This is a genomic window from Variovorax sp. YR216 (genome assembly GCF_900107745.1).
Lineage (GTDB): Bacteria > Pseudomonadota > Gammaproteobacteria > Burkholderiales > Burkholderiaceae_C > Variovorax.
Window position 1 is genome coordinate 119,564 of the sequence record NZ_FNRO01000010.1, and the last position, 21,798, is coordinate 141,361.

The following is a 21,798-nucleotide window of genomic DNA, read 5'->3' on the forward strand; positions in this document are numbered from 1 at the left end:
GGTGCGCTCGTGCTTCGGGTGGGTTGACCATCTCGGGGTCGGCAGGGGCTTCGCGGCAGGACGGGGCCCGGCCTGAACCCCGGCTGACCGGGGCGTATTCAGCCGCGCAGCGGCAGGGCGACCCCGATCGCCACGAACACCCCGCCGCAGGCCTGGTTGAAGCGCCGCCCGACCTTGCGCAGCCACGGGCTGATGCGGTGCGCCATGCTGGCGATCAGCAGCTCGGTGGCGATCTCGATCGCCGCGAAGGTCCCGGCCATGACCAGGAATTGCACCCAGAGGCTGCGTGCCGGATCGATGAACTGCGGCAGGAAGGCGGCGAAGAAGAGGATCCCCTTCGGGTTCGTGAGCGCCGACAGCGCGCCCTGCCCGAACAGGGAGCGCCCCGAGCGCGACTCGACCGGTGCGCTGGCCTCGATGCCGATCGGCGGTGCGCGCCACACCTGGATCCCGAGCCAGACGAGGTAGGCCCCGCCCAGCCACTTCATGACCGTGAGCCAGGTCAGCGACGCCTTGAGCAGCGCGCCGATGCCGAACATCGACAGCGCGATCACGATCACGAAGCCCGACGCCCCGCCGAAGATGGTGTAGAGCGTCTTGCGGCGCCCGTGCAGCGCGCCGTGCGTCAGCGCCAGCAGGCCGTTGGGACCGGGGGACAGCGACAGCCCGATCGCCGCCGCCAGGTAGATGAGCCAGGTGTGGAGAGTCATGATTCCGAATGCTCGGGGGCGCCGCCGCGGCGGTCAAGCGTGAGCTCCTCGATGACGCGAATGCGGCCGACCACCAGCTCGTCGATTTCCAGCCGCCGGATTCGGGCCCGGCCCACCGCGAGCCGGCCGATGGCCAGGGCGCCGATCGCCAGGGCACTGACGGCCACGACGCCGATGGCGATCGAGCCCAGCGCAGCAGTGCCGATGGCGTGCGCACCTGTCGCGGTGGCTGGCGTCGTCCGGACCCGCAGGGACTTGGAGTGCATCCATTTCATCGCGCGGACTGTGCCACAGCTTGCTCCAAGGCTGCATTCACCCCATACTTTCAGATCGGCCGCCGCTTCCTTCTCGGAAGAGGCACGCCGCCATGCTCAAGCAAGAACAAGAGGGATTGAGCAATGACGCCTCCGGTAACCAGCGGTCCGGCCCCTCGGAAGCCGGTGCCGCCTGTCAAGGTGTTCATCGTGGGCGGCGGCATGGCCGGCCTGGCGGCCGCATGGCAGCTCCAGAAGCGCAACGAGTCGCTCAAAAGAAAGCACGAGAAGGGGCGTTGCCTCGACCAGGGCGGATACGCCATCCAGGTCTTCGAGGCGAGCTGGCGACTCGGTGGCAAGGGGGCGTCGGGACGCGATGCGTTCGGTCGGATCCACGAGCACGGCCTGCACGTCTGGCTGGGCTTCTACGAAAACGCCTTCAGGATGATGCGCGATTGCTACGCGCAGGCGAAGACCTTGGAAATGGGTCCCGAGGCCAACCGCGGAAGCACCCTGCCGCATGCCTCCATCGACGAGGCCTTCATCCCCGAGCAGCACATCGGCATTGCATCGAAGAACCGCGCAGGCCGGTTCGAGGCATGGACCGGCTACCTGCCGCCGATGGAAGGCCTGCCCGGGACGCGTACCAAGCCGGGCGAGAACCCGTTCACGCTCGCGGCCTACCTGGCGCGCGCGATGGCCCTGACCCGCGCCCTGATCGTGAGCCTGATCGCAGAGCCGGCGCGCGAACCGCGGCCCGGCGAGCCCCGGCCCGATGGGCAGCAGGGCATCGACGAGGCGGTCGAGCTCAATCTCGATGCCGATCCGCTGAGCTCGCCGTCCGCCACGCTGGAGCGCCTGACCAACTCGCTGCGCAACGCGGTGCTCGTGGCCTCGGCGATGCTCCTGCAGGGCGTGACGATCATGGAGGTCTGGCTGCGCGAGTTCGACACCGGGCAGCAGTGGAACTCCAGGGTGCTGGATTTCATGGATGCGCTCGCGGCGGCGCTGCGCCGCCGGCTGTCCGAGATCACGAGCATCGACGAGCATGTGCGCCGCAAGACCGAGATCATCGACCTGGTCATCACCGTCTCCGTCGGCCTCTACCGCGATCGGGTGCTGTTCAACAAGCAGGGGCTCGACAGCATCAACGGCATCGACTGCCGCGAATGGCTGCTGAACCACGGCGCGACGAGGACCTCGGTGGATTCGCCTTTCATCACCGGCCTCTACGACCTGGCCTTCTGCTACGAGGACGGCGACCGGTCCAGGCCGGCGCTGGCCGCAGGCCAGGCGCTGCGCGGTGTGCTGCGCATGTTCTTCACCTACCGCGGGTCGCTCTTCTGGCGCATGGGCTCGGGCATGGGCGATGCCGTCTTTGCACCGCTCTACCGGGTGCTGCTGCGCGGTGGCGTCAGGTTCCATATGAAGCACGTCCTCAGCGAGGTCGAGTTCTGCGAGGACTTGAAGCCCGGCAGCGCGGACAACCGGGTCGTCGGGCTGCGTTTCAAATACCCCGTGGCGGCTGGCGGAGATCCGCTCTTTCCTGAGAGCCGGGATGCGCTCGACCCGACCGGGTGCTGGCCCGAAGATGATCCCGTTCCTCCCGATGCGCAGGAGGCCGAACTCTGCTGCGGGCCGGACGACTTCGACGCGGTTGTCTTCGCGATGGGCGTCGATGACTTCGTCGCGGTGTGCAGCCGCGAGCCGCAGAACCCGAGGGCACGGATGCTCTTCAAGACCCTGCCGGAGTGGGCGCGCATGCGCGATGCCGTCAAGACGGTCGGCACGCGGGCCGCGCAGGTGTGGCTGAACACCGATGCCAGCACCTTCGGATGGGCGCGCGAACCCGCGATCCTTTCGGGGCTCGATCCGCCGTTCGAGACATGGGCCGACATGACCCACACGCTCGCGGCCGAGTTCGCCTGGCGGGAGCGGATGGGCATGGGTTCGCCACCGGCAACCGATCGTTTGGTGCACTATTTCTGCGGAGTTCTGCCGGAGGAACAGATCCGTGCGGCCGAGCGGGATGCCCTCGGCACGCCCGCGGCGCCTGGACAAGCAAACGCCGACAAAACCCAGCAGCAGGTGGAAACCGCGCTCAACCAGCGCCTGCAGAAGGACCTGTACGCCACCCTCGATGATGGCATGCGCGCCTTCTGGCCCCAGCTCGCCAGACCCTCGGCAGAGGGGCTGCAGCAGTACCTGGCCGTGGGACCGACCGGCGTGGCCCAGGCGCCCTTCGTGCAGGCGAACTTCCATGGCTCGCAGCGCTTCACGCTGTCGCTGCCCGGCTCGCTCGAAAAGCGGATCTCGCCGCTCGACTACTCGGTGGTCAACATGACCATCGCGGGCGAGTGGACCGCTTGCGGCTTCGAGGAAAGCTGCGTCGAAGCCGCCGTCATGTCCGGCATGCTGGCCGCGCACGCGATCTGTGGCTTCCCCAAACTCAACGACATCGTGGGGTACGACCACCCATGAACGAGACGCAGACACCCGCACAGCCAAGCCGTCCATGGGCGCGGACCGCGCCCCGGCGAACCGCACCGGACCGCGGCCCGGGCGGCTACTACCGCGCCGCCGCCGGCGAAAGCGGTACCGGCGCGTACTACGGCGTTCCGCTGCGCACCGCGGAGGAGACCGCCGTCTCCGCGGTGCGAGCCGCGTATCGCGTCGCGGATGCGCAGATGGAGCGCGGCGCGCGCATCGCGCGATCGCTTCGCGAGGCGTCGGTCCGGCAGGGCGCGGGCGAACCGGCCGAAACGCTGGATGCGGGCGAACGGCTTGCCCGCAAGGCCTTGCTCGCCGGCGTCGAATGGCTGGAGACGCTGGCAGCCCAGCCCGGCAGCCCGGTCAAGCGGGTGCTCGCGGCCGAATACCGGTGGATCGGCGCGGCGCTGGGCATCGTTCCTGGAGACGGCGCCGGTGCGGCAGCGCCTTCCAAACCGGCGCCATCGCCGGCCGCGCAGTCCGACGTACAGGAACCGCCGGTGCGGCACGCCGCACGTCCGATGGGGCCGACGGTCAAGATCAGGCATAAGGAGGGCTCGGCGTTCAGAGCCGTGTCGATCGTGCGATGGGACGTGTCGCCCGCGTTCGTCAAGGCCAGTGAAACCAAGCTGCGCTTCTTCGGTGAGACCAACCCGTCAGCGAACGAGATCGAAGGCACGCTCTGCATGGAGGATGACGGGCCGGTCATGACGCTCACCACGCTCACCAGCCATGCGCCCGGTCGCTGGAAGAGCGCGCTGTGCACCGCGGACGGCACCCAGTTCGGCATCGTGGAGATCGAGCTCTAGGGCTCGAGGAAAGACCATGCGACGCGACGACATTCCTGCCTCCGGCACCCGCGAACCGCTGGTGGACGAACTGCTGTCGGAATACGGCGCGATCACGCGCGAAGCGCTGCACGCGCATCTGCGCGGGCAGGAGGAGCGCCCCTATCTCGATGCGCTGCTGCGCGACTATCCGATGCGCGGCGGCAAGATGCTGCGCTCCACGCTCTGCATCGCCGCCGCACGCGCCTTCGGCGCCGAGATGGAGGACGCCGTGCCGAGCGCGGTCGCGATCGAGCTGATGCACAACGCGCTCCTGATCCATGACGACATCCAGGACGCCAGCGAGCAGCGCCGAGGCCGGCCGACGCTGCACATGCTGCATGGCGTGCCGCTCGCGCTGAATGCGGGGGACGCGCTGAGCCTTTTGAGCGTGCGTCCGCTCAAGGACAACACCATGCGGCTCGGCCCGATGCTGGCGCGACGCATCCTCGAGGAGACCGAGCACGTCGCCTGGGAGACCACCGAGGGCCAGGCGCTGGAGCTCGGCTGGCGGCGCGACAACCGCGTGGACATCACCGAGGACGACTACCTGCTGATGGTGCTGAAGAAGACCTGCTGGCTGACGACGATCCATCCCCTGCGGCTCGGCGGACTGATCGGCACGCGCGGCAAGGAGCCGCTGGACCGGCTCTTCACCTTCGGCTTCCTGCTCGGCGCGACCTTCCAGATCCAGGACGATGTGCTCAACCTGGAGGCACACGCGCGCTACGGCAAGGAGCAGGACGGCGACCTCGCCGAGGGCAAGCGCACGTTGATGGTGATCGAGGCTCTGCGGCGCAGCGACGGCGCGGAACGCGACCGCGCGATTGAGCTCTTGCAGCAGCCCGTGCGCGGCGAGGCTGACGTGCAATGGCTGCATCGCTGGATCGAGCGGCACGAGGCGCTCGACTACGCGCGCAGCGCGGCGCGCGCGCTGGCCGGTGCGGCGCGCTACGAGTACGAGAAGACCTTCGCCCACCTGCCGGATTCGAAGGACCGCCGCTTCCTGTGGGAGATCATTCCCTGGACGCTGGACCGCGTGCATTGACCGATGGAGTGCCGACATGACCCCACGAGTTCTGCTCTATGGCGCGACCGGCTACTCAGGCAGGCTGATCGCGGAGGAGGCGGCGAGACGATGGGGCAACATGGCCAGTCCGACGCGAAGCGCGCAGCTCGTCCTGGGCGCGCGAAACGCGACCGAGCTGGGGCGCCTGTGCAGGAAGTTGAAGCTCGAAGGCCTGGAGCTTGCGCTCGACAACCGGACCACAGTCGTGAGGGCGCTTTCGGGCTTTCAGCTCGTCATCAATGCGGCGGGGCCTTTCGCGTTGACCGCCGAGCGTCTGGCCAAGTCCGCGCTCGATGCGAGGTGCCACTACGTGGACATCACCGGCGAGACCGATGTCTACCGGCGCCTCGATGATCTTGGATTCATCGCCTACCAGCGCCGACTCGTGGTCGTGTGCGGCGCGGGCGAGGTGTCCGCTGCGAGTGACGTTCTTGTCGACGGCGCGTTGCAGGAGCTAAAGCGCAAGGGAAATCTGAATCCTTCGGAGGTGGGCGCGATCCGGATCGCGGTGCCGCGCCTGGAGGCACAGTCGCGCGGCAGTGCGCGCACCGCGATACGCTGGGTGCGCGAGCAGGTGCCGGTGGCGCGCGCAAGCTCGGCAGACCCCAAGCAGCCCTATGCCCGCTTGCAGCACGTTCCGATCGGGCAGCTCGAACGCAGCTTCGACTTCGGCGGAAAGAAGGGACGGTGCATCGCATCGGGCGTCGCGCTCATCGACGTGATGAGCGCAATGCGGACCGCCAGGCGCCGAGAGGTCGTTGCACGCACGATCGAGGTGTACATGGCAATGAACGCGGTCGAGCGTTCGTCCTACCAATGGGCCGCGATCGCATCGCCCTGGCTCAACCTGCCATTGCCGCTGCGATGGAGCGAGATGTTGGCGGACCAGCTGCCCGAAGGCCCCTCGCCAAGAGAACGCGAGCGCGATCGCCACACCGTGCTGCTCGAGATCGAGGACGCCCGCCTCCAGACCGTGATCGACTGGCAGCTCGACACGCCGAACTGTTACGACTTCACGGCCCGAAGCGTGGTGGCGGTTGCGAAGAGGATCCTGTGCGCGACGGCGGACGAGATCGATGCGTCGTTGCGCGGCTGGCGGACGCCGGCGGAGTTGCTGGATGCGCAGGCGCTACTCGAGGCGTCCCCGAACGATGAGATGCCCTATCCATTCACGGACAGCTCGCTGACCCGCAGGAAGGGATAGATGCGATGACGGCGCCTCTGGAATTCCAACTTGCGACCTACGAGCTCGACCCGGATTGGGGGACGGATCCGGCGTCCCTCGGGCCCGTCCTGGGCCCGCTGATCAATGACGGACAGAACCCCTTCCTCGTGGTCGAGGTGGTCTCCGATCAGAAGAACGACTCGTTCGCCGTGGCCGTCTCGGTCGCCTTCGGCGACCCCAAAGAGCCGCCCAGCAAACTCACCTGCTGGCTTGCCTACAGCAACCAGGTGCAGTGGTGCGACGAGGCCCGCAAGGTGGGCTTCCCCATCGTGGAAGCCGACATCGCCTGCGGCGCGAATGCCCAGACGCTCACGATCCATGCCGCCCGATATGCATTGAGCGACGAGCCGGACGGCAAGGAGTTCGGCATCCCGGCCGCATTGAGCGTCGGCCCCTTGCTCGTGATCGAGCGGCCGATGCTGGGCAATTCCGCGCGGGGCACGCCCGCGGGCACGCTTGCACTGAATCCGACGTACGAGAAGTTCAGGGTGGTTCCCGATGCGGCGGACGCGGGCAGCTCGGTGCTCGTGCGGCCGTCGCCCTGGGCGCCGGTCCGCACGCTCACGGCGATCTTCGAGAGCGGTGCCGGGCTCAGTTCGGCGGCGGCATGGTATCCGGCGCTGCAGCGCCTGTTGGGCAACGGAAAGCGCGACTGCCGCGTGGCATGGGCCGGCACGATCGCGAATCCGCTCAACCGCCCGGCATCTGCGCCGGTGCCGGCTGCACCGGTTGCGCCGGCCGCACCGGCGCTCGCCCGTGGCGGGCCGCCGAGCAAGCCGGGTGGTATGGCGACGCGCCCGACGTGGTCGGCCGCGCCTCGACGGGACCTGTTCGGCCCGCCGAAGTTCGCCTTCGACGATGTCGAACTGGTCGGCTTCCGCGTCGATCTCTCGGACGTGCCCGGTGTGATGGACGAGCTCAACCGCATGGTCGACGGTTTGAACTTCCATACCCGCGGCGACATGCGCTACGCCGACGATTTCCGCTACGAGGTGGCGACGCCCTGGCTGGTCATCGAGCTGCTGCGCTATCGCAAGATGCGGCTCACGAAGAACTGGCCGCCCGTGCGCACGCTGGACTACCAGGCGCAGCACGAACTGCTCCTGCGCGTCCTCGTCGGTCGGGTGGATGACGACACGGCCCAGGCGCGCGACGCGGCCATCTACGTGCCCGCCATCTTCGTGGACAACCCGTGGTCGAAGGCGCTCGGCAGGGAAGTGCAGGGCTTCGACAAGGTGCTGGCGTCCTTCTGCACCACGAGCGGTGGGGGCCCATGCCGGCGCCTCACGATGGACGGCAGGCTCGACGCCGCAAGCACGCAGCGGGTTCCGCTGATGCAGGTCGACCGGGTCTCGCTGGTCAGGCGGGTCGGGGAACTCGTCGAGAAGGAGGCGGTCGTCCTGAACATCGACTATGGCCGCGGCGTCGACCTGACCGACCGGGACTTCGAGCAGGTCGATCTGCGCGGCGTCGCGGGCCGCATGACGCCGCTCACCGGCCCGTGGCGACAGAGCGATTTCGATGCCACGGAGTTCCGGCGTGCATTCGCGCGGCCCGTGCTCGCGCGGGGCTTTGGCGGGTTCCGTTCGCTGCAGATTTCTCCGGTCGACGAGGACCCTCGCATCAACGAGGTGGGCAAGACCTGGATCTATGGATCGATGCGCACCAAGGACCTGCGCTACCGCTTCCCGACGGGCGTCGCATCGCTCGAGCTGCCGGATTGCAAGAACGCGCCGCCGGCATGGAAGAAGCTGCGCGAACTGATGCGCGACGGGAAGATGAGCTTCCCGACCGGCTGCTGGTATCGCGCTCAGTGCTCGATGGTGCTGTCCATCGAGGACGGGCTGCGCTGGTAGATCAACGCCGTCGCGTCGTCCATCGCGATATCGGGGATCGCCGCGCGTACGCCGGCCCAGGCCTCGTGGATCCAGTTGACCGACATCGTCTGCAATACCTGTCCGTCGAGCGCGAGCTGCGCCGCCAGATCGCGTTGCGGATCGTCCGACGTCAGGCCGCGATGCCGCAGCAGCAGCAGGCCCGCGCGCAGCGCCAGCGTGGGTGCGTTGATGTCGATGCCTTCCTGCATGGCTTCGAGCAGCAGGCGATCGATGCGGGCCGGATCACTGTCGAGTTCGGCGGCGAGGATCAGCAGTTCGCCGCGGATGAAGGACTCGTCGGTGCGTTCGACATGTTCGAGCGCCTCGGCGACCGTGGCGCGCGCGCTGTCCGGGTCGCCCGCCATCCGCTGTCCGCGCGCAATGCCCCAGCGGAAGTAGCCTGAATTGACCTCCGCGCCGGCCATGAGGAAACCTTGCAGCGCGCCCTGGAGCATGGCCAGAGCCTCGGGTGCGGGGGCCTTCGAGACCGCGGCGATGCAGCCTTGCATCGTGGCGGTGGCGAGCCAGATCCGCAGTCCGAACTTCTCGCTCGCGGCGTAGCACTGCTGCGCATGCATCTGGGCCTCGTCCCAGCGCCGCTGCAGGTTGCGCAGGCCGGCCGCCCAGCCGTGCACGTAGGCCAGGTCGAAGGGGCGCTGAAGGCCCTGCGCAAAGGTGAGGGCCTCCTGCACGACGGCTTCGGCCGTGTCGGCGTCGCCCTGCGCCCAGGCGGTATTGCCGAGAAAGGCGAGCGCAGCCGTCACCGGATGCTGCGGTGAGGTGTATCGGAACGGATGCTCCAGCGTCTTGCCGATGCGGATGGCACTCTCCAGCGCCGCGCGCCCCTTCCTTGTCTCGCCGAGGTAGCAGTCGGTGTAGCCGCGAAAGCTCAAGGCCTCGACTTCGAAATCGGGGATGTTGGCCTTGGCAGCCAGGTCCATGCACTGCGCCGCCAGCGCACCGGCCGTGGTCATCTGGCCGCGCACGAAATAGAAGGCGGCGAGTCCGCGCGCGATCGGGAAGAGTGCTGTCGCATCGCCACCTTCGCTGCAGATGCTGTGCGCCTCGCGGTAGGTCTGCTCCACTTCGGGCGCACCGTAGCCGAGCACCGCCGAGAGCGCGGCGCCCATGATGCTGAGGAGCAGCAGCTTGAGTTGCGCGCGCTCCTCGGCCTGCGGCACCGATGCGACCCATTGAAGCCCTTGTTCCGCGTAGGCGCGCGATTCGAGGTAAGCCGCACGCGATGCGGTGGCCACTGCCGCTTCGTAGAGGCAGCGGACACCCTCGGCGAAGCGTTCGGCCGAGAGCAGGTGATGCGCCAGCGCGTCGGGCGTGCACTCGTCGGCCGTGCCCAGGCCGGACCTCAGCAGGTCGGCCACGCGCGAATGCAGTTCCTTCTGCCGCGAGGCCATCATCGAGTCGTACACGGCCTCCTGGATCAGGCCGTGCCTGAAGCGCAGCACGGGCACGCCCGCCACGAACTCCTGATTCAACAGTCCGAGGTCGATCACCTCGGCAAGCGCCGAGGGAACGTCGGGGGCGTCGGTGGCAGCGTTCATCATCAATTGCAGCGACACCTCGCGGCCTATCACCGAAGCCGCATGAATGATCGGGACCACCGAAGGCGAACGGTCCATGCGGCTCTGCACGATCGTCTTGAGAATGGCCGGGACGCGGTCCTTCGCGTCATGGGGCTCCCCGGAGTGCATCGCGCCGAGGTCGGCCTGATGCAGCGCGTCGTAGGCCAGCTCCTCGATGACCAGCGGCAGCCCTTCGGCGCGTGCGACCACGGCCGCGATCTGTTCGTCGGAGAGCGGCTGCTGCGATGCGGCGCGGCGCGCAATCATCGCGGCGTGCGCATCGTCCAGCGGCTGGAGTTCGATGCGGGTGCAGTGCGCCAGAAGGGCGGCGTCGAAGTGGCTCGTCGCGGCAGGCGGGAATCTCGATGTGAGCAGAAGCAGCATCGGAAGTCCGCCGGCGGCCTTGGCCACGCGCGCGAGCAGGCCGAGCGTCGTCGCGTCGGCCCAATGCAGATCCTCGACGCAAAGCACCGTGGGGCCGCGCTGTGCGAAGGACACAAGAACTTCGCACAAGAGCGCGATCGTGCGCTCGCGCAGGGCGTCCGGCTCCATGGCGGCATGCTCGGCCGGCGGGGGCAGGCCGAGCAGGCCCGCGGCAAGGCCCATCGCCGCTTCGAGCCGCTCTTCGGGGACGATCGCGCCGAGGAAGGCATGGGCTTTCGCGAGCCGCTCTTCATCGCCGTCGGTGACGTGAATCCCGGCCTGGCTGCGCAGCAGCACACCCACCGGAAACAACGGGCTGCGCTCGCTGCGCGCCACGCAATGCATTTCCAGTAATTTCCCCCGGGACGACAGGTCCTTCGCCGCGAAGTAGCGTGCGAGCGAGGACTTGCCGATACCCGGCTCGCCACTGACCCATACGATGCGGCCATCGCCCGATTGCACCGTCTGCCAGCAATCCCTGATTTGCTGGAGCTCCTCGTCACGGCCGATCGGCGCCATGACCTGCGCGGCCTCGTCGTGGTGCCGCGCCTCGAAGCGGGACACCACGGCGGTCTCGCCCACGGCTTCCCACACCTGCACCGGGCGATCGACGTTCTTGAGCGTGTGCGGGCCGAGTTCGCGGTAGGCGAAGAATTCGCCGGCGAGCCGCCGCGTCTCGGCGTCGATCAGGATCGCACTCGCAGAAGCCAGGCTCTGCAGCCGGTGCGCGCGGTCCGGCACGGGGCCGAGCAGTGCAAGCTCCCGGTTCGTCGCCGCCTCGATCGCGCCGGCCATCACGATGGTTCCCGATGCGGCACCGACCCGCAGCGCCAGCGGTTCACCTGCGACCTGGATGCGGGCAGCGATGTCGCGTACCAGTTCGAGCGCCGTCCTCAGCGCGCATTCCGCTGCATCCTCTCCGCCCGCCGGATAGCCGAACAAGAGGAAGGCACCGTCACCCTCCGTTCGATTCACGTAGCCGGAATAGCGCTTGGTCGTCTCCGAGACGAAGCGCCAATAGCGCCCATACAGATCGACGAGCGCGTCGGAGTCGAGGTGCATCGAAAGCGCGCCCGAGCCCACGAGATCGCAGAAGACCACGGTTCCTTGACGGAGCTCGATCGAGGGCCGCGCCGACTGCGGCAGGCGTTCGCCGCAGCGCTCGCAGAAGCGGGCCAGCTTCCGGTTGGAGTGGTGGCACACAACACAAACCGATCGGATCGTCATGCTGGATAACTCCCGCCGTGGGGCGATGGCGCCAAAGTTTAGTCTTAAGTTCACTAAAGAGGGAGTGGCGATTGCAGAGGCGCTGCGGGCCGGCGCCTCCTACGGTTGGATGAGGGAGCCCGTTCCTCCAAGGGCGGGTGGTTTCCAAAGCGGTCCGGCCGCAAGCACAATCTGCGACTCCACGAGGAGGAGAACGCCATGCAAGCCTGGAAGTTCGCTCGTCCTTGCGTCGCGGCAGCGGCGCTCGCCGCATGTGCCGGCGCCGCGTGGGCGCTTGAAAAAGCCGCGACTCATGCCGCGCTCGGGTTCACCGACTCGCTGCACGGCGCGGTGTTCGACCCCGGTTTCTATGTGCGGCTCGATCTGCTGGAGTACCGGACGACGCGGTACAACGACCAGGACGGCAATCGCGCTTACGCCAACTTCGGCCCCTCGCTTGCGCCCTACGGCGTTCCACCGGGCACACCCGGCACCCGTGGCCCGGTGAATCTGGATGCGACGGGCACTTACGCGCAGCTCACCCTCTTCAAGCAGACCGAGACCGCGATCTCTTTCCTGGGCAGCGACACGCTGGGCTTCGGCGCCACCTTCCTGTACGGCGAACAGCACGTGGACCTCAATGCGACCGTACCCGTGTTCGCGGCGCTCGGGTTGTCGCCTTTCCGCGATCTGGGTTCGAACTCCGTGACCAGCTTTGGCGATACCGCCATCTTCCCGCTGTTCCTCGGCTGGAAATTCGGTGAACACCCACCATGGTCGATGACCGCAAACCCGCTGAACTTCTATGTGAAGACCGGCAGCTACGACCGCAATCGGGCGCAGAACATCGGTCGCAACTACAACAGCTGGGCGCCACAGCTCGGAGTGACCTACTTCGACAAAGCCAAACAAGAGGGCTTCGGCGCGGGCCTCGAAGCCTCGGTGCTGTTCAACTACCTGCGCAACGGCACCAACAACGACACCCACTACCGCAATGGCGACGAGTTCTTCGTGAGCTTCGGGCTGATGCAGTGGTTCAACGCCACCACGAAGGCCGGCATCTCCGGCTACTACTACCGGCAGATCACGGACGACACGCGATACGGCGTGCCCGTGTTCTCCGCCGCGGACCCGCAGCCGGACCTCTTCAACAACGGCGTCGGCAACCGGGCGCAGGTCAGCGGCATCGGGCCGACCGTCGAATGGTTCCTGTATCCGCACTGGACGATCAACCTGCACTGGCACCACGAGTTCCAGTCCAGGAACCTGCCGCAGGCCGACCGTGTGTGGTTCAAGGCCGCTTACAAGTTCTGATGACTGACCGCGCAGGGCCTCAGGGTGTGCGCCGCGCGGATTCGTACACGTGCGGACGCGTCAGCACCTCGTGGCGCAATGCCTCGTTCAGCGCCTCTTCGGTCATCAGCTTGCGCTTGAGCACCACCTCGCGCACGTTCGTCCCGTTCGCGAAGGCCTCTGCGGCAACCTCGGTCGCTTGCTTGTAGCCGATGATCGGATTGAGCGCGGTCACCAGCGCGATCGAGCGCTCGATGCTTTCCTCGAGCTTTGCCGGGTTGGCGGTGATGCCCTTCACGCAGAGATCGGCCAGCGTCATGCACGCATTGGTCACGTGCTTGAAGCTGCGGAACAGGGCGTTGGCGATGATCGGCTCGAAGGCGTTGAGCTGGAGCTGTCCGGCCTCGGCTGCGAAGGTCACGGTGACGTCGTTGCCGAACACTTCGAAAGCGACCTGGTTCACCACTTCGGGGATCACCGGATTCACCTTGCCCGGCATGATCGACGAGCCGGCCTGCATCGGCGGCAGGTTGATCTCGCCGAACCCCGCGCGTGGGCCGCTCGACAGCAGCCGCAGGTCGTTGCAGGTCTTCGACAGCTTCACCGCGATGCGCTTGAGCACGCCCGACAGTTGTACGAAAGCGCCGCAGTCCTGCGTGGCCTCGATGAGGTTCGGTGCGGTCGAAAGGTCCAGCCCGGTGATGTCGCACAGCGCGGCCAGCGCCTTGCCGGCGTAGTCCGGATGCGCCGTGATGCCGGTGCCGATCGCGGTCGCGCCGAGGTTGATCTCGCGGATCAGGGCCGAGGCTTCGGTCAGGCGCGCGATGTCCTCCTCGATCATCACCGCATAGGTCGAGAACTCCTGGCCCAGCGTCATGGGCACCGCGTCCTGCAACTGCGTGCGGCCGATCTTCAGCAGGTGCGCGAACTCCTCGGCCTTCGCGGCGAACGCGGCGCGCAGGTATTCCATGGCCTTGAGCAGCCGCTCGATCGCAAAGCAGGTCGCGATGCGGATCGCGGTCGGGTACACGTCGTTGGTGCTCTGCGCCATGTTGACGTGCTCGTTCGGATGCAGGTACTGGTACTCGCCGCGCTGGTGGCCGAGGATTTCAAGTGCGCGGTTGCAGATCACCTCGTTCGCGTTCATGTTGGTGGACGTGCCCGCGCCGCCCTGGATCACGTCGACCACGAACTGGTCGTGCAGCGACCCGCGCCGGATCTCGCGGCATGCGGCCACGATCGCATCTCGCAGGCCGGGGTCCAGCAGGCCGAGCCCGGTGTTGGCTTCCGCGGCCGCCTGCTTGACCGAGGCCAGCGCGCCGATCAGGTCGGGGTAGGCCGAAATGGTCGTGCCGGTGATCTGGAAGTTTTCCTTGGCCCGCAGCGTATGGACGCCGTAGTAGGCGTCGTCCGGGACTTCGCGGTCGCCGAGCAGGTCGTGTTCGATCCGTACGTTGCTCATGTCTCCTCCTGGTTTCGCGGATGGAATGAAGCGGAATGCGACGAGACCGCAGCCATCGTAGCGCGCGGCGTGCGCGCTGGCCAATGCCTCTTCTTCCGCTCAGGAGCTGCGTTCGGCGAGGTAGTGTCGCGTGACCACTGCTTCGCCTCCGACCTGGAAGCTGCGGGCGGCGGCTTCGAGTTCCGTGCTCGCCACGGTGGCGCGCGAACGCTGGCGCAGGTAGTCGGCCCAGGAGGTGACGATGAAGCGCTCGACATAGCGCGTCGGATCGCCGAGATCGCGGTAGATGCGCCAGAAGGTCGCGCCGTCGCGCCGGCGCGGCACCGCGAGAAGCCGCACCGCATCGAGGAAGCGCGCAGCATCGGCTTCGCGGATGCAGTAGACCACTTCGACCGCGACGGGGCCGGCTTCGAACTCGGGCTCGTTCGCGAGCGAGAGTTCGTCCGACTGCGCGACCTGCGTGACTTCGTCGTCCGCGCCCATGCGCAGCGGATAGGGCCTGGCGAGCGCTACGCTCGCGAGCATGCCGGCGGCGGCAAGACACAGCGCGGCCGGCAAGCCCAGCAGGCTGGAAACCGCCCCCCACAACGCCGAGCCGAGCGCAAAGGAGCCGAGCGAGCACAAGGTGTGCATCGACGCTGCCCGAGCGCGCACCCAGGGCGATGCGCTGGTCTGCGTGGCGGCGTTGAAGGTCGACATCATCGTCATCCATGCCGCGCCGCCGATCACGAAGGTCACGTACACCAGGGGACGCCACGTCACCAGCGCACCCACCAGCATGGCGCTGGCGAAGATCACGCAGCAGGCCATCGCAAGCGTGTCGAGCCCATAGCGCGAACGCATGCGCCCGACGAAGAAACCTGCCGCGACCGCGCCGCTGCCCAGGCACGCCATCAGCAGGCCGAAGCCCGCCGCGCCGAGATCGAGCCTCTGCTGCGCGATCACCGGCAGCAGCGCCCACAGCGCCGAACCGAGGCCCGCGTAGGTGGCGGTTCGCACGAGCTGCGCGAAGATCGCCGGCGAATGGCGCGCGTAGCGCAGCGCGCTGAGCATGCCGCCCCAGAGCCGTTCCGCCGGCAGCTTGCCGACCGTGGGCGGCGCGGGCGGCCAGCGGCGGGTGGCGTAGCTCATGCCGACGGCGGTGAGCACCGCGATCGCGAACACCGCGCCGCCGCCGGTCCACGCGAAGATCAGCCCCGCGAGTGCCGGCCCGACCGCGCGTGCGCCGTTGAAGGACATCGAGATCAGCGTGATGGCCTGCGGCAACTGCTTGCGGCCCACCGCATCGCTGACCGCCGAGTTCCACGACGGCGACTGCAGTGCGGTGCACACGCCGAGCAGGAAGGTGAAGAAGAGCAGCGTCGTCGGCCCGGCCCACCCTGCGAACGCGAGCGCGGTCAGCAACAGGGCGGCGGCCGCGTAGATGCCCTGCACGCGCAACATCAGCTTGCGGCGATGCGTGGTGTCGGCCAGCACGCCCGCCGGCAGCGACAGCAGGAACATCGGAAGAAAGGAGGCCGTCTGCACCAGCGCCGACAGAAACGACGAGCCGGTGACCTCGATCATCAGCCACGAGGCGGCCATGTTGAGCATGGCGTTGCCGACGAAGAAGAGGCTGCCTGCCGTCCAGAGCCCACGAAAGGACCCGGTCTTCAGGGGACTCCAGATGGACGGCGCGGACGTGGCGGTGGCAGCGGGTGTGTTCAAGCGCGGGAATCCATCGGCGGGCGGCGGCCATTATCAGCGTGCGGCGCCAGCGGGCGGAGTCGCCCGGCGGACAGCCGCATCAGGCCCGCTTGCGCAGGAACACGTGCGTGGCGCGCTCGCCCGCCACGCTGCGATGGCATTCGTAGCCGAGCGCATGCAGGTCGAGACCCTGGTACAGGTTCTCGCCCGACCCCATCAGCACCGGCCGCACCGCAAGATGCAGCTCGTCGATCAACCCCGCCTGCAGGTATTGGCGGACGGTTGAAACGCCACCGCCCAGGCGCACATCGCGCCCGCCCGCCGCTGCCTTCGCCTGCGCGAGTGCCACATGAATGCCTTCGGTGACGAAGCGGAACTCGGTGCCGCCTTTCATCGCGAGCGGCGGCCGCGGATGATGGGTGAGAACGAAGACGGGCGTGTGATATGGCGGCTCGTCGCCCCACCAGCCTTTCCAGCTGTCGTCGGGCCAGGGGCCGCGCACCGGGCCGAACATGTTGCGCCCGAGGATCCATGCGCCCAGGTTCGAGAAGCCTTCCTCGGCCATCGTGTTGTCGATGCCGGTCTCGCCGTCCTCGCCGCCGCCGTGCATCGTTCGAAACATGCGCGTGGGGAAGACCCATTCCATCAGCTCCGGCCCGCGAACCCCGAGCGGGTTCTGCAGGTCCTGCGCCGGGCCTGCGCCGAAGCCATCGAGCGAGATGGAGAAGCTTTGGACACGTAGTTTGGACATCGGGCGATTCTTGCAGGCACCTGCACGCACCGCAACCGCTACTTCGATCCGGTTGACATGGCTCCGTGCGCCGGGACACCATGCGCGCAGTCGATTCGATCTGCAAGGAGTCCTGTCTTGTACGCATGCTCATCCCTCACCGGCGACACGGTCATCCGGCGCGCCGTGTGCCTGTGCCATCGACCGGAGATCCATTCACTGACCAGCCGCATCAACGCAGAACTCACTCGCCGCGGCTTCGTCGCCGGCATGGCCGCATCGGTCGCCGCGCTGGGATTTCCATTCAAGGCCAAGGCGCAGACACCGCCGCCGCCACGGTCGACCCTGTTTACCAACGTTCGCCTTTTCGACGGCCGCTCCGCCAACCTCCGCGACGGGTTGCATGTGTTCGTCGAAGGCAACCGCATCAAGTCGATCGCCAGCGGCACGCCCGCGACGCCCGAAGGCGCACAGCTCATCGACTGCAAGGGCCGCGTGATGATGCCGGGGATGATCGATGCGCACTGGCACTCCCTGTTCGCGGCCCTGCCGCTGCCGGTGCTGCTCCAGGGCAATATCGGCTACATCCACCTCGCCGGCAGCGCGGAGGCCGAGCGAACGCTGCTCCGCGGCTTCACCACCGTGCGGGATCTGGGCGGGCCGGTGTTCGCGTTCAAGCAGGCGATCGATGAAGGACTGATCCCGGGGCCGCGCATCTATCCGTGCGGCGCGATGATCACCGGCAGTGGCGGCCACGGCGACCTGCGTCCGCTGTCGGATGTGCCCCGCACGCCGGGCGTCCAGAGTTTCACGGAGCGAACCGGCGCGGCCGCGATCGTCGACGGCCCCGACGAGATCCGCATGCGCGTGCGCGAGCAGCTCACGCAGGGTGCATCGCAGGTCAAGATCGTGGGCGGCGGCGGCGTCTCGTCGCCGCGCACCCCGCTGGACCTGACGACCCTGAGCGAAGCCGAGGTGCGCGCCGCCGCAGAAACGGCGAAGGACTGGAACACCTACATCACGGTGCACGCCTACGCGTCGAACACGGTGCAGCGCGCGATCAACGCGGGCGCCGGTTGTGTCGAGCATGCGCACCTGATGGACGACGCGACCGCCAGGCTGATGGCCGACAAGGGCGTGTGGCTCAGTACCCAGCCCTTCCTGTCCGATGAGGACACCGGGCGGCTGACCGGCCCCAACCTCGTCTCCGCGCAGCAGGTCTTCGGGGCCACGGACGGCCTCTACAAGCTCGCGAAGAAGTACAAGATCAAGACCGCCTTCGGCTCCGACATGCTGTTCTCAGCCGCGCTGGCGCAGCGGCAGGGCATCATGCTCAACCACCTCTCGCGCTGGTATTCGAACAGCGAGGTCCTCGCGATGGCGACCTCGACCAACGCGCAGCTGATGGCCCTCTCGGGGCCGCGCAATCCCTATCCGGGCAAGCTCGGCGTGCTGGAGGAGGGGGCCTATGCAGACCTGCTGCTGGTCGATGGCAACCCCTTGGACAACCTCGCCTTGCTCGCCACGCCGGAGACGAGCCTCATGGTCATCATGAAGGACGGCAAGGTGCACAAGAACACCCTGAAGGGCTGATCGATCTCAGCGGGCCTTGCCGCGCCCGCTCTTCCTGCCGGTTTCGGCGCCTTGAGCGCTCGCGGCGGCAGGGCCGCGCGCGTCGGCGTCGGCTAGCCACAGGAGCCCGTCGACGTAGGACATGAACTTGTTGAGGTATTCCGGCGACAGGTCCCGCATCAGCGTAAGTGCGCGGTGCACGAGGTGATGCGAGTTGAGCGGCCCCGCGTTCTCCGGCACCTTGGCCAGCGATTGATGGAGCCGGCGATCTGCGCTCAGGCGCGACCAGGTGCTCCTGAAGTAGCTGAGCGTCTTCAATTCGCCCGAAGGAACGGGCGACGCAGCGGTGGCGGCAGAGAGGGCTGATGCGTGCTGCCCGAGGTGCTCCACCAGCTCTGCGAGCGCGCTGCGCCCAGTCGGCGGTGGCTCGTCGTTCGGCGCGGCGCCCGATGTCTCGCGGGACTTTTGAAGCGCCTCGGCATACGCCGCCATGTGTGTCTGCAGCCGTTCATCCAGCAGACGACGGGCAGCGCCCTCATGCAAGGCTGCACGACGCGCAAGCGCTTCGATGAAGTGAAAGCGCACCGGATCGAAGCGGTGGTCGCCGCGCTGGCGCCAGGCCTCGATGGCGGCGTCGGGGCCGGCCGGTGCTTCGTTACTCACGACGTCCTGCGATGTTGTTCGAAGGCCGCGGTGTCGGCGCCATCTCCACGCGGCGGTTGCGTGCGCGGCCTTCCGCATCGGCGTTGGACGCCACCGCCTGCTCGGACCCGAAAGCCGCGGCGAACACAGACGACGACGGAAGCCCTTCCTCGATGAGCGTGCGCGTCACCGTCAACGCGCGTTGCGCCGAGAGCTCCCAGTTGTCCGCGAACTGCTTGCTGCCGCCGCGCACCTGGCGGTCGTCGGTGAAGCCGCTGACCATCAGGATTTCGTCACGCGCGCGCAGGTAGGCGGCCAGCGGTCCGGCCAAGCTTCTGAGCAACTGGCGGCCTTCGGGCTGCAGGTCGGCCGAGCTGACCGCGAACAGCACGCTGCCGCTGATGCCGATGCGACCATTCTTCAGCGTCACGCGGCCGGCGGCGAGCGGGCCTTCGAGGGCCTTCTCGAGCGCCTCGCGGCGCTGCGCCTCGATGCGGCGCTTCTGCACCTCGTCCTGCAGTTTCGACGTGAGATCGAGCTGCATGCCGATCGCGCACACGAGGATCAGCACGAAGGCGCCGAGCAGGCCGGCCATCAGGTCGCCGAACACCGCCCAGACCGGCACCTCCGGCTCGAGGCCGGCGTCGAGCTCGTCGTGCATCACGCTTCGCTGCCTGCGGTGGCCTGGCGGTTCGCGATCTGCTGCAGGTCTTCGACCACCTGCTTCTGCGACATGATGCTCAGGTCGATCACCTCGCGTGCCTGCGCGACGTAGTAGGCGAGCTGCTCGTCGCTGCGCGCGATGGATTTTCCGAGCGCCGCCTCGATGCGCTGCAGATGGCCGACCAGCTTGTCGTTCGACTCGCTGAAGAGACCGACCGCATGGCCGAAGGCCTCGCCGAGGCTGGCCACTTCGACCGCGCTGCCGGTGAGCTGCGCAGCGACCTCGCCCATCTTGCCGGTCTCGACCTCGAGCTGTTCCGTGAAGCGGTTGCCAACGCGCTCCAGCAGGTCGGCCGAGGAAGCGACCAGCGCATCGATGGCGCCGCGCTGTTCGGTGGACGCATGGTTCACCGCGTCGAGCAGGGTCTTGAGCGTTTCGAGGATGTGGCTGCGTTCTTCCAGCATCGCGTTGTCGCGCGCCATGCTGTCTGAGAGTTTCTGGCGCAATTCGGCCACCACCTCGGCGGCAGCCTTCGGCGCATCTGATGCCGCTTGCAGCAGGCGGGCCGTCTCGGCCATGGTGTGGGTCGCGTGCGCTTCGGACTGCGCGGCAATGTCGCGCGCGGTCTGCGCCATGGCTTCGCTGAGTTGCTGCTGCTGCGCAGCGGCGTGTTCGCCGGCTTGCTGCCATTCCCGCTGCAGGCCGGTGGCCATGGACGCCAGCGACTGGCTCCATGCCGACAGACGCTGCTCGTCGCGCGAGGCGAGCTCGGCCTGAAGACTCGCGTGCGACTGGTCGACCTGGGCCAGGAGAGCTGCCGAGTGCTGCTCGAAGGTCGCGGCGGCGGCGGCGAGTGCCTGTTGCGTGTCCGCGGAGAGCTTCTCGCTCGTGCGCTCGTGCTGTGCCAGTGCGCCGCCCCAGGTGCCGGAGACGCTGCCGACGGTGCTTTCAAGGCGCGCGGCGATGTCTGCGACCAGCGAGGCCGAACGCTGCTCGAAGGTCTCGGCGAACTGGCCGAGCGTGCCGCGCAGGTCGGTGGAGAGCGCTTCGTTCGTGCGCTGGTGCGTCACGAGCGCGGTCTGCCATGTGTCGGCCACGTGCGTGGTCATCGTTTCGAAGCGGCCAGAGAGCCCTTCGAGCTGCAACTGCACCGCGCCCGCGACCTTGTCATGCAGCGAAGCAGTCTCGCGCGCGATGCCGGCCATCGTCGTCTCGACCACCGGCTGGATGGTTGCGCCCGCGATGCGTGCGCTTTCGGTGAGGCTCTGCTGCAGCGATTGGCCGACCGACGCGGCCAAGCCGGCATAGGCGGCCTCGGCGCGTGTGTGGAAGTGATCCTGGCTCGCGGCGAGGCGTTCGCTGATCGCCACGCTCTGCTGCTCCATCGTCGTCATCACCGCGTGCAACTGGCGGACGAGATCGGGCATCACCTGCGACTGCTGCTGCAGCAGCCTGAACGATTCCTCGCGCTGGTGCGCCAGCGAATGCACGCGCAGGCTGGTTGCGATGCGCGTGTCGAGCAATTGCCCGGCACGCAGCCGTTCGCGCCGGCACAGCGCCGAGGCGAGGCCCAGCATCGCCGAGGCGGCCACGCCTGCGACCGAAGTGCCGAAGGCCAGTCCCAGGCCCTTCACCGGTGCGGAGAGCGATGCGCGTACCGCGTCGAGATCGGTCGCGCTGTCGAGCGCCATCCCGGTGCCCTTGAGCGTGACGACCATGCCGACGAAGGTGCCCAGCATCCCGAGCAGCACCAGCAGGCCCACGATATAGGGCGTCAGCGCCGGACCGGGCAGGCCCACGCGCTCGCCCTCGACGCGCAGGCGCACCGCGTTGCGCAGCGAGGGATGGAGGGTGTCGAGCCAGTTGGCGAGGCTCGGTGGCGCATCGTCGACGCGCGCGGTGGCCTGCACCAGCGACGAAGTCGCCTGCTGGAAGCGATGCAGTTCCAACGCACCGATGACGTAGAACGCGGCGATCAGCACGATGACGGCCAGCGCCAGCGCGTTCGAGCCGACATAGCCCAGGCCCACCCAGCCCACGGCGGCCAGGCCGGCCACGAGGACGGCATGAAGAAAAGATCTGTTCATG

General features: G+C 67.9%; 16 protein-coding genes. 7 read left to right on the forward strand and 9 right to left on the reverse strand.

Annotation, left to right across the window (positions count from 1 at the left end; translation table 11 throughout):
• Positions 1-98: 98 nt before the first annotated feature.
• Both BLW05_RS22840 and BLW05_RS22845 read right to left on the reverse strand, forming a co-directional pair.
• Positions 99-710, reverse strand: a complete 612-nt coding sequence (locus BLW05_RS22840; RefSeq protein WP_093165853.1) for a LysE family translocator — start codon at positions 708-710, stop codon at positions 99-101.
• A complete protein-coding gene (locus tag BLW05_RS22845; protein WP_218135211.1) occupies positions 707-985 on the reverse strand; it encodes a hypothetical protein in 279 nt (92 codons plus the stop codon). Before BLW05_RS22845 ends, BLW05_RS22840 begins: the two co-directional genes overlap by 4 nt.
• A 123-nt stretch (positions 986-1,108) precedes the next feature.
• Here BLW05_RS22845 and BLW05_RS22850 point away from each other — a divergent pair, with 123 nt between their 5' ends.
• From BLW05_RS22850 to BLW05_RS22870, 5 genes are read left to right on the forward strand one after another with little or no spacing between them, the layout of a single operon-like run.
• Positions 1,109-3,445 carry an NAD(P)-binding protein gene (locus tag BLW05_RS22850; RefSeq protein ID WP_093165854.1) on the forward strand — a complete coding sequence of 779 codons (2,337 nt, stop codon included), beginning with the start codon at positions 1,109-1,111 and terminating at the stop codon, positions 3,443-3,445.
• Positions 3,442-4,263 (forward strand): hypothetical protein, encoded by an 822-nt coding sequence (locus tag BLW05_RS22855; RefSeq protein WP_093165855.1) that lies wholly within the window; start codon positions 3,442-3,444, stop codon positions 4,261-4,263. The genes BLW05_RS22850 and BLW05_RS22855 overlap by 4 nt, the downstream gene beginning before the upstream one ends.
• A gap of 16 nt (positions 4,264-4,279) precedes the next feature.
• On the forward strand, positions 4,280-5,329 hold the full coding sequence (locus BLW05_RS22860) for a polyprenyl synthetase family protein (protein ID WP_093165856.1): 1,050 nt from the start codon (positions 4,280-4,282) through the stop codon (positions 5,327-5,329).
• A 16-nt stretch (positions 5,330-5,345) separates the two neighbouring features.
• Positions 5,346-6,554, forward strand: coding sequence for a saccharopine dehydrogenase NADP-binding domain-containing protein (locus tag BLW05_RS22865; RefSeq protein WP_093165857.1), 1,209 nt, complete (start codon positions 5,346-5,348; stop codon positions 6,552-6,554).
• Between the two features lie 5 nt (positions 6,555-6,559).
• Positions 6,560-8,431: a hypothetical protein gene (locus BLW05_RS22870; protein ID WP_093165858.1), complete on the forward strand. Its 1,872-nt coding sequence runs from the start codon at positions 6,560-6,562 to the stop codon at positions 8,429-8,431.
• On the opposite strand, the gene BLW05_RS22875 is transcribed toward BLW05_RS22870, so the two are convergent.
• A complete protein-coding gene (locus BLW05_RS22875) occupies positions 8,386-11,682 on the reverse strand; it encodes an ATP-binding protein (RefSeq protein WP_093165859.1) in 3,297 nt (1,098 codons plus the stop codon). The two genes, BLW05_RS22870 and BLW05_RS22875, sit on opposite strands and share 46 nt — an antisense overlap.
• Positions 11,683-11,880: 198 nt before the next feature.
• Between BLW05_RS22875 and BLW05_RS22880 the strand changes: the two genes are divergently transcribed.
• Positions 11,881-12,975: a SphA family protein gene (locus tag BLW05_RS22880; RefSeq protein ID WP_093165860.1), complete on the forward strand. Its 1,095-nt coding sequence runs from the start codon at positions 11,881-11,883 to the stop codon at positions 12,973-12,975.
• 19 nt (positions 12,976-12,994) lie between these two features.
• Here the strand turns inward: BLW05_RS22880 and aspA are convergent, their stop codons facing one another.
• The 3 genes from aspA to BLW05_RS22895 all read right to left on the reverse strand — a co-directional run bounded on the left by aspA (position 12,995) and on the right by BLW05_RS22895 (position 16,853).
• A complete protein-coding gene (gene aspA / locus BLW05_RS22885; RefSeq protein ID WP_093165861.1) occupies positions 12,995-14,416 on the reverse strand; it encodes an aspartate ammonia-lyase in 1,422 nt (473 codons plus the stop codon).
• 99 nt (positions 14,417-14,515) lie between these two features.
• Positions 14,516-16,123: an MFS transporter gene (locus BLW05_RS22890; protein ID WP_256330450.1), complete on the reverse strand. Its 1,608-nt coding sequence runs from the start codon at positions 16,121-16,123 to the stop codon at positions 14,516-14,518.
• Positions 16,124-16,202: 79 nt separating this feature from the next.
• The gene (locus BLW05_RS22895; RefSeq protein WP_093165862.1) at positions 16,203-16,853 is read right to left on the reverse strand and encodes a dihydrofolate reductase family protein; all 651 of its coding nucleotides are present in this window, start codon (positions 16,851-16,853) and stop codon (positions 16,203-16,205) included.
• A gap of 117 nt (positions 16,854-16,970) precedes the next feature.
• Between BLW05_RS22895 and BLW05_RS22900 the strand changes: the two genes are divergently transcribed.
• Complete coding sequence (locus BLW05_RS22900; RefSeq protein ID WP_256330451.1) at positions 16,971-18,425, forward strand: metal-dependent hydrolase family protein; 1,455 nt, start codon at positions 16,971-16,973, stop codon at positions 18,423-18,425.
• Between the two features lie 6 nt (positions 18,426-18,431).
• Here BLW05_RS22900 and BLW05_RS22905 read toward each other — a convergent pair whose 3' ends face one another.
• From BLW05_RS22905 to BLW05_RS22915, 3 genes are read right to left on the reverse strand one after another with little or no spacing between them, the layout of a single operon-like run.
• Positions 18,432-19,067, reverse strand: a complete 636-nt coding sequence (locus BLW05_RS22905; protein ID WP_256330452.1) for a DUF2894 domain-containing protein — start codon at positions 19,065-19,067, stop codon at positions 18,432-18,434.
• On the reverse strand, positions 19,060-19,707 hold the full coding sequence (locus BLW05_RS22910) for an OmpA family protein (protein WP_093165865.1): 648 nt from the start codon (positions 19,705-19,707) through the stop codon (positions 19,060-19,062). Before BLW05_RS22910 ends, BLW05_RS22905 begins: the two co-directional genes overlap by 8 nt.
• Positions 19,707-21,797 (reverse strand): DUF802 domain-containing protein, encoded by a 2,091-nt coding sequence (locus BLW05_RS22915; protein WP_093165866.1) that lies wholly within the window; start codon positions 21,795-21,797, stop codon positions 19,707-19,709. Before BLW05_RS22915 ends, BLW05_RS22910 begins: the two co-directional genes overlap by 1 nt.
• Position 21,798 lies beyond the last annotated feature (1 nt).